10 protein-coding genes are annotated in these 13,986 nt (G+C 59.9%); all 10 read left to right on the plus strand.

Annotation, left to right across the window (positions count from 1 at the left end; genetic code table 11):
- Positions 1-146 precede the first annotated feature (146 nt).
- The 10 genes from OC159_RS18560 to OC159_RS18600 all read left to right on the plus strand — a co-directional run bounded on the left by OC159_RS18560 (position 147) and on the right by OC159_RS18600 (position 13,746).
- A complete protein-coding gene (locus tag OC159_RS18560) occupies positions 147-1,355 on the plus strand; it encodes an HsdM family class I SAM-dependent methyltransferase (RefSeq protein ID WP_265502702.1) in 1,209 nt (402 codons plus the stop codon).
- Positions 1,352-2,692, plus strand: coding sequence for a restriction endonuclease subunit S (locus OC159_RS18565; protein ID WP_265502694.1), 1,341 nt, complete (start codon positions 1,352-1,354; stop codon positions 2,690-2,692). Before OC159_RS18560 ends, OC159_RS18565 begins: the two co-directional genes overlap by 4 nt.
- Positions 2,689-3,087: a hypothetical protein gene (locus OC159_RS18570; RefSeq protein ID WP_265502695.1), complete on the plus strand. Its 399-nt coding sequence runs from the start codon at positions 2,689-2,691 to the stop codon at positions 3,085-3,087. Before OC159_RS18565 ends, OC159_RS18570 begins: the two co-directional genes overlap by 4 nt.
- Complete coding sequence (locus tag OC159_RS18575) at positions 3,084-6,086, plus strand: type I restriction endonuclease subunit R (protein WP_265502696.1); 3,003 nt, start codon at positions 3,084-3,086, stop codon at positions 6,084-6,086. The genes OC159_RS18570 and OC159_RS18575 overlap by 4 nt, the downstream gene beginning before the upstream one ends.
- A gap of 99 nt (positions 6,087-6,185) precedes the next feature.
- The gene (locus OC159_RS18580) at positions 6,186-7,325 is read left to right on the plus strand and encodes a DUF4268 domain-containing protein (RefSeq protein WP_265502697.1); all 1,140 of its coding nucleotides are present in this window, start codon (positions 6,186-6,188) and stop codon (positions 7,323-7,325) included.
- 38 nt (positions 7,326-7,363) lie between these two features.
- Positions 7,364-7,645 carry an SAVED domain-containing protein gene (locus OC159_RS20260; RefSeq protein ID WP_407674155.1) on the plus strand — a complete coding sequence of 94 codons (282 nt, stop codon included), beginning with the start codon at positions 7,364-7,366 and terminating at the stop codon, positions 7,643-7,645.
- A 330-nt stretch (positions 7,646-7,975) separates the two neighbouring features.
- Positions 7,976-8,689, plus strand: a complete 714-nt coding sequence (locus tag OC159_RS18585; protein ID WP_265502698.1) for a PDDEXK family nuclease — start codon at positions 7,976-7,978, stop codon at positions 8,687-8,689.
- A gap of 215 nt (positions 8,690-8,904) precedes the next feature.
- The gene (locus OC159_RS18590) at positions 8,905-10,845 is read left to right on the plus strand and encodes a Mu transposase C-terminal domain-containing protein (protein ID WP_265502699.1); all 1,941 of its coding nucleotides are present in this window, start codon (positions 8,905-8,907) and stop codon (positions 10,843-10,845) included.
- Positions 10,846-10,930: 85 nt separating this feature from the next.
- Positions 10,931-11,899 carry an ATP-binding protein gene (locus OC159_RS18595; RefSeq protein ID WP_265502700.1) on the plus strand — a complete coding sequence of 323 codons (969 nt, stop codon included), beginning with the start codon at positions 10,931-10,933 and terminating at the stop codon, positions 11,897-11,899.
- A complete protein-coding gene (locus OC159_RS18600) occupies positions 11,896-13,746 on the plus strand; it encodes a TniQ family protein (protein ID WP_265502701.1) in 1,851 nt (616 codons plus the stop codon). Before OC159_RS18595 ends, OC159_RS18600 begins: the two co-directional genes overlap by 4 nt.
- The last annotated feature ends 240 nt before the right edge of the window (positions 13,747-13,986 follow it).

Here is a 13,986-nt window from a genome sequence, read left to right on the forward strand (position 1 = left end):
ATTCGCGCCGCCGTGCTTAACGGCTACACGGCGCTCGGCATACCTGTCACAGAGCTCGTGGGATAAGTCCGCCCGGGGAAAGGGGAAGTCCGGCCTTCAAGCTCTTTGCGCAACAAAGCTTAGTAAAGGGCCACGACGCAAGCAGGATCGCTTTCGGCAACACGCTTACTGCTGACGCGCATCGTGGCGAAACCTTCCATTATATGATGTGCAACCCCCCATATGGGGTGGACTGGAAGAACTACGCCGCTCCGATCACAACTGAGCATGATAGCGAGGGCTTTAAAGGCCGTTTCGGTGCTGGTCTTCCAACGACCAAAGACGGTCAGTTATTGTTCGTGCAGCACATGGTCTCGAAGATGCGTGATGACGAGAGGGGATCGCGCATCGGCATCGTTATGAACGGCTCGCCGCTCTTCACAGGAGGCCCCGGTTCGGGTGAAAGCGAGATTCGGCGCTGGCTCATTGAACAGGATCTCCTCGAGGCCATCGTCGCCCTGCCGACGGATCTCTTTTATAATACGGGAATCCAGACTTACATCTGGCTGCTCTCGAACCGGAAGCCCGTTGAGCGGCGAGGCAAGGTCCAGCTGATAGACGCCAGCAGTGAGAGGTTTTGGCGCTCGATGCGCAAGTCATTGGGCTCGAAACGGCGTGAGATCACAGACGAGGCCCGGAACGAAATTGTCAGGATATACCACGAGGGACTGAACGGCGCCGCTGGCTACGGCGACATTTCGAAAATCTTCGCGACTACCGAGTTCGGCTATCGCGAGATCCGGGTCGAGCGGCCGCTGCGGCTGAAATTCGAGGTCACGCTTGAGCGGCTGGGGCAGATCCGGGGGCATAACCGCTTTGGCGATCTCGGCGACCGTGGGGAAGAGTTCTTGGAGGCCATCGAGCAGAACGTTGGTGGCCAGGTCTGGATGAACCGTGAGGACTTCCTGCCTGTCCTTGGCGAGGCCTTGAAGCCCTTTGGACGGCTGGTTACCGCACCGCTCAAAAAAGCCATCATCGAAATCCTGGGCGAGGCCGATGAAGATGCCGCGATCTGCCTCGACGCCAAAGGCCGTCAAGAGCCCGCCCCAAAGTTACGCGATTATGAGGTCGTGCCGTTGAAGGATGACTGGCGGGAATACATGGCCCGTGAGGTCGAGCCATTCGTGCCGGATGCTTGGGTGGATCTGAGCTGCACCGATGCCCGAGATGGGAAAGTCGGCCGGGTCGGCTACGAGATCAACTTCAGCCGGTATTTCTACCGCTATGTTCCACCGCGGCCGCTGGCCGAGATCGAGGCCGAAATGAAGGCGCTTGAGGTGGAGATTGCCGGGCTGCTGAATGAGGTAGTGGCATGAAATTCGAAGCTCATCGCTACTGGACTTCGGCGATCCCCGTCGACTGGCAATGGAACCGCGTCTCCGAAAGCTTCCAAATAATAAACGGCTTTCCCTTTTCGTCAGAAAACTTCAACTCAAATGGAGACGGACTGCCGCTAGTTCGAATCAGGGATATATTAAGCTCCAAGTTCACCACGTTCTACGATGGGCAGATAGGCTCGCAGGTCTTAGTGACTAACGGTGATATAGTTATTGGAATGGACGGGGACTTTAATAGCTGTTGGTGGGATAGGGATGTTGCGTTACTAAATCAGCGCGTCGCAGCACTGCGGCCAAAGGCTAATTCGAGGCTAGAGCCACGCTTTGCCTTTTATCAGGTTCCTTTCAGCTTGAAGATAATAAACGATTTGACCCCGGCTAGCACAGTCAAACATCTTTCTTCAGGCGATATCGCAGCGTTGCGCCTTCCATCACCTGACCTCCCTACCCAAAAACGCATCGCGGACTTTCTGGATCGTGAGACGGCGCGAATTGATGAGTTGATTGAGAAGAAGGATGCCTTTCGGAGTTTAATCGCAACACTTGAGGAGACGCGCTTTCTGGCACGGGTCACTGGGCAGGATTTGCAAGGTGAGCGCGTTAACTCCGGTGTGCGGTGGATTGGCGACCTGCCTGATGGTTGGCTTGCTCCTAAATTCACCATGGTCGCACGGCAGGAAAGTGGACATACGCCAAGCCGGAAGGAGCCTTCCTACTGGATCCCTGACGAATGCATAATTTCGTGGGTGTCGCTCGCGGATGTTTGGCAACTGCGTAGCGGAAAGACCGTATATCTCGCAGACACCGCCGAAAAGATCAGCGCGATCGGCATGGCCAATTCATCTGCACGGCTCCTGCCGGCAGGAACAGTTGTCTTGTCACGCACAGCATCTGTTGGCTTTTCAGGGATTCTGGCAAAGCCCATGGCCACCACGCAAGACTTCGCGGCTTGGATCTGTGGGCCGACGATCCGGCCGAAGTTCCTTTACTATGTCTTGCGGGCTATGAAGCCGGAGTTTCGCCGCCTTATGATGGGCTCGACACATCAAACCATTTACATGCCTGACATCAGGGCGTTCCGAACCCCCCTTCCTCCGCTGGCGGAGCAAGATCGGATCATCGCGGAACTTGACGCGTCGATCTCCAGCTATCGTAAAGTGCATGAACGGCTCACGGAAAGTGTCTCGATGCTGCGTGAATACCGCTCAGCTTTGATCACCGCCGCCGTCACCGGCCAGATCGATGTGGATGCCTACGAAAGGGCCGGAAAGACATCCGCCACCCTGGATCGGATCGAAGAAGAGATGCAGGCATGAGTGATGCGATCGAGGATCTGAAACGCCAAGTCCGCGCGCGCCTGCCGCGCGATTTTCGCACGGTCCAGCCCAAGACGCAGGCCAGCCAGAAGAAGCACCTTGAGGTCTGGGAGACAGCCTCTGGAAAAACCCGGTTCATCGGGTTCGAATTCGGCCGCAAGGACTTCCTGAACATCTGGTTGGCCACCATGAACGTGCCCGCCGACCTGCCCGAGACGGTCAAGCGCACCGACAAGATCTGGGAGGGCGGTCGCCACGTGGGCGTCGGCGCGGACACCGAGGGCACGAATTCCAACCTCAAGGGCTACGACGCCTTCCGCGGCAAGAAGGTGACCCGCCTCGCCGTCACTACGCTGGCTGATGCCGAAATGATCATGGAGCACCTGACGCAATGAGCACCGCCACCGCGACCATTCCCGCATCGAAGCTCCACACCGAAGCTGCCGTCGAGATACATCTTGTCGAACAACTCGTCGCGCGTCAGGGGTGGCGGGAACGCTCCCACACGGCCTACGACCGCAAGCTCGCCCTTGATCCAGAGATGGTCGAGGAGTTCGTGCGGGCCACCCAGCCCGCCGCTTGGACGAAGCTCGTGGATCATTACCCGGGCAAAGAGTGCGAGACGCTGTGCCGGCAGCTCGAGGCCCGCCTCAAGGCAGTCGGAACGCTCGAGGTCCTCCGGCGAGGGATCACCATCGTCCCGGGGATCCGGATCAGTCTCTGCGCCTTCAAGCCGGCCTCAGGCATGAACGCCGAAAGCCTCGCCGCCTATCGGGCGAACATCCTCACGGCGATGCGGCAGGTGCGCTACTCGTTGGCGAACGAGAATTCCATCGACGTGGTGCTATTCGTGAACGGCATCCCGGTCGTCACTGTGGAGCTGAAGAACAGCCTCACGGGATCGACCTATCAGACCGCCGAGAAGCAGTATCGCAAGGACCGCCCGGCGAACGGCGAGCCGCTCCTCACGTTTCGCCGGGGCGCCTTGGTTCACTTCGCGCTGGACCAGGACAACGTTTCAATGACCACGCATCTCGCGAACGGCAAGACGAGGTTCCTCCCATTCAACCGGGGGCGCGACGGCGGGGCCGGCAACGAGGATATCGAGGAAGACTTCCGCATCGCCTATCTCTACCGCGATCTGGATGACCGGAAGGCGGTGTTCTCGCGGGAGGTGTTGCTGGGTGTTCTCCACCGGTTTGTGACTGTTGATGAGGTTGAGCAGCCCGACGGCAAGGTCCGCCGCACGACTATTTGGCCGCGCTATCATCAGCTCGACGCGGTTCTTGATCTTGTTGATGACGCTCGTCGTTTCGGTGCCGGGAGGAACTACCTTTTTCAGCATTCTGCGGGTTCTGGTAAATCTAACACGATCGCATGGGTGGCGCACCATCTTGCCAGCCTTCACGACGAGCATGATCAGCCCGTTTTTCACACCGTGATCATCGTGACGGACCGAGTGGTCCTCGATCGGCAGCTTCAAGGCACCGTGCAATCCTTCTCCCAGGTGGAGGGGTATGTGCGACCGATCGACGGCACGTCCCGCCAGCTTCGCGAGGCCATCCAAGCCGGCGCGAAGATCATCATCTCCACGATCCACAAGTTCTCGACTGACCAAATGGCTGTGTTGCGCAACCAAGCCGGTCGGCGCTTCGCCATCATCATCGATGAGGCGCACAGCTCGCAGTCGGGCAAGCACGCTGACAGCATGTCGCAAGCTCTCGCGGACTCGGCCGACGAGGTGGAAGCCGAGTTCGATGCTACCGAGCAGGCTTTGCTGGATCTGCAAAAACTCCGCGGGCCCCAGGAGAACCTGTCCTACCTCGCGTTCACCGCGACGCCGAAGAACGTGACCCTGGAGCGATTTGGTCGCAAGGGAACAGACGGAAAGCCTCACGCTTTCCATGCCTACACGATGCGCCAGGCGATCGAAGAAGGTTTCATCCTCGACGTTCTACGGAACTATCAAACCTACAAGTCCTACGCGAAGCTCGAAAAAGCCATTGATGACGATCCGCGGCTTTCTGAAAGGAAGTCCGCCAAGAAAGTAGCACGGTTTATCGATTTCCATGAGACCGCAATGTCTCAAAAGGCCGAAGTCATCGTCGAGCACTTTCGCCGCCATGCGCTTCCCGAACTGAGCGGGCAGGCAAAGGCGATGGTTGTAACCTCAAGCCGAGAGCACGCCATCAGGACGCAGCAGGCTATCGAGTCCCACATAAACAGCATGGGATACGACGACGTCCGTGCCCTGGTGGCATTCTCAGGCGAGATCATGGTCGATGGTCACGGCTACACCGAAGCCGGCATGAACGGCTTTGGGGAGAAAGAGCTACCGAGGCATTTCGATGGCGCCGGCTACAACGTTCTCGTCGTCGCCGAAAAATACCAGACGGGGTTCGATCAGCCGAAGCTGATCGCGATGTATATCGATCGAAAGCTGAGCGGCCTACAGGCGGTCCAGACCCTGGCGCGGCTGAACAGGACTTACCCCGAGAAGGAGCGGGTCTTCATCCTGGATTTCCGGAACGATGTTGACGAGATCCAGAAGGCGTTCAAACCCTACTACAATTTGTCCCAGCTTGAGGAAAACTCTGACCCGAACGAGATTTATAATCTGCAAGCACGCCTGATGTCCGCCGGCGTCCTGCGCGAAGACGAGATCACCAGGTTCGCTGACAGGTTCGTCAACGCCCGTCAGCGGGCAGAGGAGCGTCCGGTTCTTGAAGGTATCGTTAGGCAAGCCATTGGTCGGTTCACCGATGTCTTGAATGAGGAGGGCCAGGAAGAGTTTCGTCAGACCTTAGCGTCATTCCTGCGTTTCTATTCTTTCATCACACAGGTGGTGAACCTCTATGACGCAGATTTGGAGAAACTGCATCTCTACGGCAGCTGGCTGAAGCGCATGATCCCGACGCGCGAAGCCCCCCAGGGTGGGGACGTCACCGACGACATGCTTGCGTTGGAGGCCTACAAGCTCACGGCTACCGGTGAAGCCGTAGACGCAAGCCTGGATAGGGACGCCACCGAGGCGCTCAAACCTATTGATCGCTTTGGCGCGAACCCTTTTACGGAGGAGGAGGCGCGGACTCTCAGCGAGATCATCGAGGCGTTCAACAACCGCCACAACACGAATTTTACGGAAGAAGATTATGTCCGTTTCGAGGCCGTGAATGATGCGATCCTCGACGATGACAACTGGGCCGACATGCTGCGGAACAACAACCCGGGCGACGTCCGTCCAAGGTTCGACGCGGAATTCATGCGTCGGACTATTCACGCGTTCCAGAGGGACAATGCGATGCGGAACGCCTTCCTTCAGGATGCTGAAGCCCGAGGCATGTTGATGGACCTGATGTTTGCGCGGGCGGTCAGGAGAGCGGATAACATGTAGTCAACCGGCCCAGCAGCTACGAGAAGCTGCCGGGACCTTTCGTTCAAACCGTTATCTTATGGCCATCTACTGATTTGGAATGCCGTATAGGGGGCTCGAATGTTCCGTGTTGACCTGGGTCAGAACCGCCTTGCCCGACTTACTCAGAAGCGCTTCTTCGACCTGAACCTCCGCGAGAGGGAACATCTTCAGGAGTGGCTTGCGAACCAGCCCGACGCGCTCGGCGAGGAGCTGCTGATCATCCAGAAGGAGTTCGACGGGTTCGAGGAAACCCGGGAGCGTCTTGATCTGTTGGCGTTGGACAAGGACGGAAACCTCGTAGTCATCGAGAACAAGCTCGACGACTCCGGCCGTGACGTGACTTGGCAGGCGCTGAAATACACCGCCTACGTATCGAGCCTGAAGAAGACCCAGATCGTCGACATCTACCAGCAGTATCTCGACCGTTTCTGTGATGGCGGCAATGCGGTCATCCGCCTTTGCGACTTCCTCGAGGTCGAAGACCTCGCAGAGGTCTCGCTGAACCGGGACAACGATCAGCGCATGTTCTTCATCGCGGCCCACTTTCGCCGGGAGGTGACGGCCACCGCCCTCTGGCTGCTGAGCCGCGGGATCCAAGTGAAGTGCTTCAAGGTCACGCCGTTCACCCTTGACCAGGAACTGATCATTGACATCCAGCAGATCATACCCACGCCCGAGGCGGCGGACTTTATGATCAGCATGTCGAGCAAGGACGGGGAGGAGAAGGCGGCGCAGGACACGCAGAAGTTGCGTCACAAGCTGCGGAAAGAGTTCTGGGGACAGGCGCTCGCGAAGCTCCGCGCGGACGGTGTGGCCCTCTATCAGAATGTCAGCCCCGGACAGGACCACTGGGTCAGCGCGGGGTCCGGGGTATCCTCCTGCGTCTACTCCCTGATCTTCGCCCGTGACGAGATCAGGGTTGAGCTTTCCATCCAGCGCGGGGAGGCCGTGGAGAATAAATGGTTCTTCGACCATCTGGTGGTTGAGAAGGATACGATCGAGGACGCGTTTGGTAGCCCGCTGGACTGGCGGCGGATGGACGAGAGGAAGGCGAGCAGGATCATATTTGCGGAACCTGTCGACGGCTACGACCGCGCAAATTGGCCGGGCATGGCTGCGTGGCTTTCAGATAACGTCCGTAAGTTCGAGGCGGCATTCAAGGAGCCCTTGGCACGGCTTAACCGGCAATTTCGTAGCGGCCATAGTGAAGCACTTTGAAAGGCGGGCGCGTCAGGGCCTGACACCTGGCTTGACGCATAGCCGGAGGTTCACGAATGGCTTTGAAGCTGTCGCTAACTGATAGCATCTCGGACGAGAGGGTGACTAACGCCGTCGGGCCTGAAAAGACCTCGATATGGGAGATTACATGCGAGGCCCCAGGATATGCGGCCATCGCCAGACGAGAAGACCTAAGCCGCTTTCGCCAGATTGTTAGGCGGACTTTCGACCGGATCAAAGAGGTCCACGGAGAGCGGTGCGAGGTGCTCATCTTCCCTGCGGCGGCGGCGGCCTGTCGTATCGAGTCTGGTCGCGTCTGAAAGCCTAAAGCCCACAGGCCAATGACATTTTTTGACCAAACAAAGGGCAACGGGTTCCTACCTCGATTGATCATCGAATAGTCTTCCTCTCGCAGCCTTCGATCCAGAGGAAAACTTTCGGTTGACTTTAGATCGGTCTCTCGCAATTATGTGCGCCTGAACTCAACCAGCGAGCCCCCGATGCTGCACCTGTCGCACATCCACTTCGGCCTCATACGCGCCCCGCGTTTCGGGGCGAGTTGGTAAACTTCAAACCTTCTTAGACCTCGAACCTGATCCGTCCGGCCCCGTTTTAGCGGGGCCTTCACGTCTCTGATGTCGAGGTCCGAAATGACTGTCACCGCCGCCAGCGGGCTCAACAGCCACGCCCGAATTACCGCCGCAGCTTCCGTCTACGCTTCTCCCAAACCGTCCTTGGCCGGGCGCAAGATCGGCGCCGCTTCCAAGGGCCACTTCACTGGACAGATGGTGATCCCTGATGGCGCGACCGGCCGCATCGTTTTCAGCGAGAGCCGGCTGGAGATCCTCTGGAAGATCTACCTTCTGTCTTTGCCCGAGGTCGAGACCGTCGTCGAGCAGGTTCCGTTCGAGTGGTTCGGCGACGACGGAGAGGTTCACACCAAGTATTTCGACATCGTCATCGTCTTCAAGAACGGGAAGCGGCTGGCATGCGAGGTGAAGCCTGAGATCAGGCTCGAGAGCGGTAGGGTGATGCGGGAGTTGCGGGCGATCGCCGCGCAGCTTGATGGCCGCTTCGACGACGTTCGCGTTCTCACCGACAAGGGGCTGGACCCGATCGCGGTTCATAACGCGGAGACCTTCTTCGCGATGCGGGCGGCCGACGAGGAGGCTGACGCGGCGGCGGAGGCCGTGATCTCGCGACTAGCCGGATCCGCGTCGTTGAGAGGGCTGTCGTGCCAGATGGGCCTCGGGCCGAGTGGCACCCGGGCGATCATCCGTCTCATCGCCCGCCGCCGGCTCCGCTTGTGCCGGCACGAACGGATCACTCTCGCGTCGATGGTCCGGCGCGTGGAGGTGATCTGACGGGTCACGTCAGCCACGACCGCTTCGCAACCCGGTTCAGCTTCAGCGAGGACGACCTCGTCCTGATCGATGGTCGGCCTATGCGGCTTCGTCATCGGAACTCGGAGGGCTGCTCCTTCGAGCCGGAAGGGGGCGGGCTGACGGAGCATTTCACGCACCCCGAAATTACGGCCCTCCAGCGGCGAAACAGGATCTCAATCAAGGGTCGCCACTTCGTGGCCCAAGGCGTCCGCCACGTTTTGGAAAGGGGCGACAGGCTCCACAGCCTGGTCGACGGCACCCTCGAGGAACGTATCAGGTTCCGTGAGGCGGTGGTGCTGGGATTCAGGGAGGTGCAGCGTAAGCAGATGGACACCACTGGACGGATCGCGCTCAAGCGCACCGACGCGTCCATCACGGCGCATTCTGGCTTGATCAGCATGGAGGCGGGGGCGTTCTACGCCAGGACCGCGGCGAAGGGGAAGTCGCAAGCCATCCCCACGAAGTTCACGCCGCGCAGCCTGCGCCGTTGGCTCTCGCTATACGACGCCATGGGTCGTGACGGGCTGGCCGACGCACACGGGAAATCGGGAAACCGTGACCAGCGCTTCCCGCCGGAGGTCGCGACCATCCTGACGGAGCAGGTGAACGCCTACCTCTTGCCGAACAGGCCGACGAAGAAGAAGATCCACGAGAACGTCCAGATCGCGGTAGCGGATCTGAACGACGATCGCGCCGCGAGGGGCTTGCGGCCGCTTGACGTCCCAAGCCGGAATGCCGTGTCCTCATCCATCGACAAACTGGACCCATTCCTCGTGTGCGTTGCCCGTGAGGGTCGGGAGGCCGCGGTCAGAAAGATGCGGCAGACCGGTCAGGGGCTCAGCCCTGGCCTTACCCGTCCGATGCAGCGCGTCGAGATGGACGAGATGAAGATCGACCTGTTCACCCTCTTTAACGAGAACGGTCTGATCGACCTCATCCCTGAGGAAGAGCGGGAAGCTCTGGGACTGACCCCGAAGAAGGGTAGATGGTGGGTCACGGTCGCGATTTGCGCCACCACCAGGGTGATCCTCGGGATGCGCCTCACTCGGAACCCTAACCACCTCAGCGCCCTCGAATGCCTGCAGATGTGCCTGAACGACAAGGGCGGCTATGCGGACGCTGTCGGCGCGCTGTCCCCGTGGTCCATGAGCGGCCTGATGGAGCTGTTGGTCACAGACGCGGGCTCCGCCTTCAAGGCGGCCGACTTCAGGACCGCCTGCGCCGACCTCGGCATTAGGCAGGAGATCGCGATTGCCGGCGTCCCCCAACTCCGGGCCCGCATCGAGCGGTTGTTCCGCACCCTGAATCTCAGCCTGATGCCCCGCCTCAGTGGCCGCTCGTTCGAGAACTCCCTGGCCCGCGGCGACTACGACGGACTCGCGGAGACGGCGTTGAACGTGGACGATCTTACCAGGGCGCTGACCCGTTGGGTGGTCGATGTTTACCACAACACGCCCCATGAGGGTCTGGCTGGCCGGACGCCGCTGGACGCGTGGGAACAGGCGATGCTCGACTGGGGCGTCACGCCACCGCCGGGACCCGAACTCCAGGCGCAGATCTTCGCGCGGCCGATGCAGCGCAATTTGGAAGGGGACGGCATTACCGTCATCGGCGTGCGCTACCACAGCCAACAGCTTGCGGAATGGGGCATCCGGCATCGCGCGCACGCCGTGAACGTCAGGTGGTGCCCGCAGGACATCGGAGCCATCTGGGTCAAGGCCGGGGACTGGATCAAAGTCCCGGCGGTCTTCAACGGGTTCTCCGGCGTGCGGGCTGAAGAGTGGGTCGCATCGGCAAAGCGGATCCGTATGTCGCTGCGTGTCGAGCAGGAGATCTCGCGCAAAATCCTCCGCAGGGCCATCGTGGAGATTGAAGATATCAACGCCCAAGCTCGTATCCGACAGGGGCTGGTGACCGTGAGCTGGGAGCCGGAGGTCATCGACCGCGTCGAGAAGAGCCTCTTCATGGGCTTCCGCGTCTCCGACCGGGAGGAGGCGCCGGAGACGACGATGCCGGAGGACGGCATCGGTCGGTCCGTCACCCCGTTCGACGCGCCGGCTCTCCCTGAAGAAGACGTCATTTCAGGTTTCCGGATGCGCCGTCCCCACACTGACGACTGGGACGTCCAGGACTGAACAACCAACAACCGCTGACTATCGGAACGCGCCTCTCGGGGCGTGGCCGCCCCAACTCACCCTGAAGCCAGAGAAGGAAGCTTCCATGAAAAGAACCAAAGCCGAGATCGCCCAGATCGTCTCCGACCTCCGAGCGAACTACGTCGGCACCCTTCGGGACGACATGATCCGGGACGAGATCGATCGCCTCCTACGCCGCGACGCTGACGGGAGGCTGATCGCCGACCCGGTAAAGTTCAGCGGCGGGCAGGAGACTCACGGGATCGTCGTCACGGATGAGGCCGGCGGGGGGAAGTCCACCATCCTTAACCGGGTCCTCACCACTCATGAGGCGCTAGGGGCGGGTCCGAACGGCCCCGCCAGGTTCCTGTCGTCGAAAGTATTCTCACCTGCCACGCTAAAAAGCTTCGGATGCGAGGTGCTTCGATCGACGGGGTATGCCGAAATTTCGGAGAGGCGGGAACACTGGTCCATCTGGGGCATCCTTCGTCACCGTCTGGTGGCCCTGGGCATCGTGTGCCTGGTTATCGAAGAGGCGCACGACCTGCGATCCAGCGGCTCGGTCCGAGAAGCGATGGACATCCTGAACGCCTGTAAGACACTCATGTCCTCCGACCCGCCAATCATCGTCATCTTGTGCCGAGTGCCGATCCTGAACGAGCTGGTCCGCATGGACCCCCAGTCGAATCGCCGCTTCGCAAAAGTTGAACTTACCCCGGTGACGGAGGCTCACGACGCTCCGAAACTGGAAAGCCTGATGGTCCAGTATTGCGGGAGGGCGGGGATCTTGCCGCCGGAGGGGAGGGACGCGATCCCTCGGCTCATCCACGCGAGCGCCAGCAGGTTCGGGATGTGCATCGAGAACCTCGTGAACGCGATCGAGGAGGCGCTGAATGACGGTTCCGACCGGCTGGCCCTCACGCACTTCGCCCGGTCTTGGGCGGCCACGGCTGCCGTCGATTTCCGGGAAAACCCGTTCGCGAACCCCGAGTGGCGCTCGATCGCCGTCACTGGTCGCATGCCCGCCATCGGTTTCGGAAAGTTCAAGAAATGATCCTGTCCCCCTTCGTTCCCATCAACCCCGACGAAACCCTCATGTCCTGGGCCGCCCGTTTGGCCGCGATCCATGTCGGTGAGACCTTGGTGCCCTTCCTTCGCGACATTGGCCTGCATCCCGATGAGATGTTGACTGGGAGCGATGTCGCTATCACCCGGCTTGCAGAAGTGACTGGCGCCGACCTGGATGACCTTCGGCGTCAGACTATCCAGACGCTGGAGTGGCGGAGGTATGACCTCCGCGGCGAACGGTTCGAGACCGAGTTCATGAAGGGCTCTGACGTCTCTTGCTGCCCTGCCTGCCTGCTCGACGATGACGAGGAGGCGCAATCGGTCCTGATGAGGCGCGGTAGGCTGGCGTGGCGCTTGCGTCCCGTGCGGACGTGTCCCATCCACGGGATCACTTTGCTGGACCGGCCGTATATCGATTGGTCTGATCGCTTCCATCAGATGGGCGTCGTGTTTCCCGAGACGGGGCAGTCGCTGCGGGCTCTGGCTGACGAGCAGGTGAGGCGCGAAGTGTCCCCGCTGCAGACCTATGTCACGGATCGCCTCGACGGGAAGACGGGTCCGGCGTGGCTGGACGAGCAGGGGATTGAACTCGGCGCCCGCGCCTCTGAGATGCTGGGCCTCGCGCTCGAGTTCGGCCGCAAGCCCAACCTGCGCAAGATGACCGCGGACAAGTGGGATCGAGCCGGGAGCGTCGGTTTCGAGTTCACCAGGCGCGGGGAGGAGGGCGTCCGGGAGGCGCTGGGCGAGGTGCAGCGTCGGGCCTGGTTCGACGACAGGATCCCCAGCCAATCAGGACCTCAGATGGTCTTCGGTCGTATCTATCAGTGGCTCAACTTTAGCAAGAACCGGAAGGAGGTCGGCCCGATCCGCCAAGTCGTTAGGGAGCATATTCTCGATACGATGTATGTGGTGCCGGGGACGAAGCTCATGGGCGAGGATGTCGTGGCAGCCCGAAAGCACACTGTGGGATCTCTTTCGAAACTTTCAGGTGTTCATCCGAAAACACTTAGGAACGCCCTCGCGCTCGCCGGCCTCATCCCCGACAGATCGGTCACGGGAGGGGAGGCGTTATTTGACGCAAAGGAAGGCGTCCGCGTTGTTGACGAGCTTGCTGACGCCGTCACACAGCTTCATCTCCCGGCCTACATGAACGCAACGCGCAGTCAGGTGATCATCCTTGTCGAAGGCGGCTTCCTGAAAAGGATGATGGATGTTGGCTCTTCGGCCAGGGCGTCATCTTCAATTTCGAAGAGGGAAGTTCACGCTTTTCTGGATTCGATCTCGCGTGACGTTCAAGTGGTCGACGTCCTGCCCGCCGGCGTGTGGCCGATCAACAAGGCCACACAAAAAGCGCGAGTGACGACGGAAGAGGTGATCCGGCTACTCCAGAATGGCGCGCTGAAAAACGTGTATCGCGTCAAGGGGGAGGAGGGATACCTGTCGATCCAGGTCGATCCGGAGGAGATCAAAGAGCATTTCGTCCCTGACCCCGAAACGACGCCGCTGGGGGTTCATCTAACTGCCAAAGCCCTCGGCATGTCAGGTGCAGCGGTGAAGGCATTTTTGCTTGAGGGCCTCATCGAAACCGCCACCCTAAGTGAAGGAGCTTCGGAGACGAAGCTAAACGGGATCATGCCGGAAGCGGTCCGCCATTTTAAGAGAACTTACGTCGGCCTCATGCAATTAGGCCAGGAGCTGGGGATGCATCATATGACCCTCAAGAACGCGTTGCGGGATCTCGGGATCAAACCGGTCGCAGACCCAGCTGTCCTGACGGTCACGCTTTTTAAAAGAACCGACATTCCGCCGGAGTTCTATAAGAACGTCTTCTGATCAGCCTGCTCCAGGTATGAAAAAGCCGCCCTTTGAGGCGGCTTTTTCATGACTAGTGGCCGATATTTCGAGGAAATCTTTTCCCTTGCGAAAGGACAAGTTTCTGTCTGTGCCAAGATCGAGGCTTTGTTGCACAAAGTCTTAAGGGGGATTCAGCTGGCGAATCTGGCGTGGTAGCCGTGCTGCATGAGCAGACCCACGCCGCCGAGCTACAAGACCAAGAACTGGCCAGCGTATAAC

The organism is Paracoccus beibuensis, from assembly GCF_026162625.1.
Lineage (GTDB): Bacteria > Pseudomonadota > Alphaproteobacteria > Rhodobacterales > Rhodobacteraceae > Paracoccus > Paracoccus beibuensis.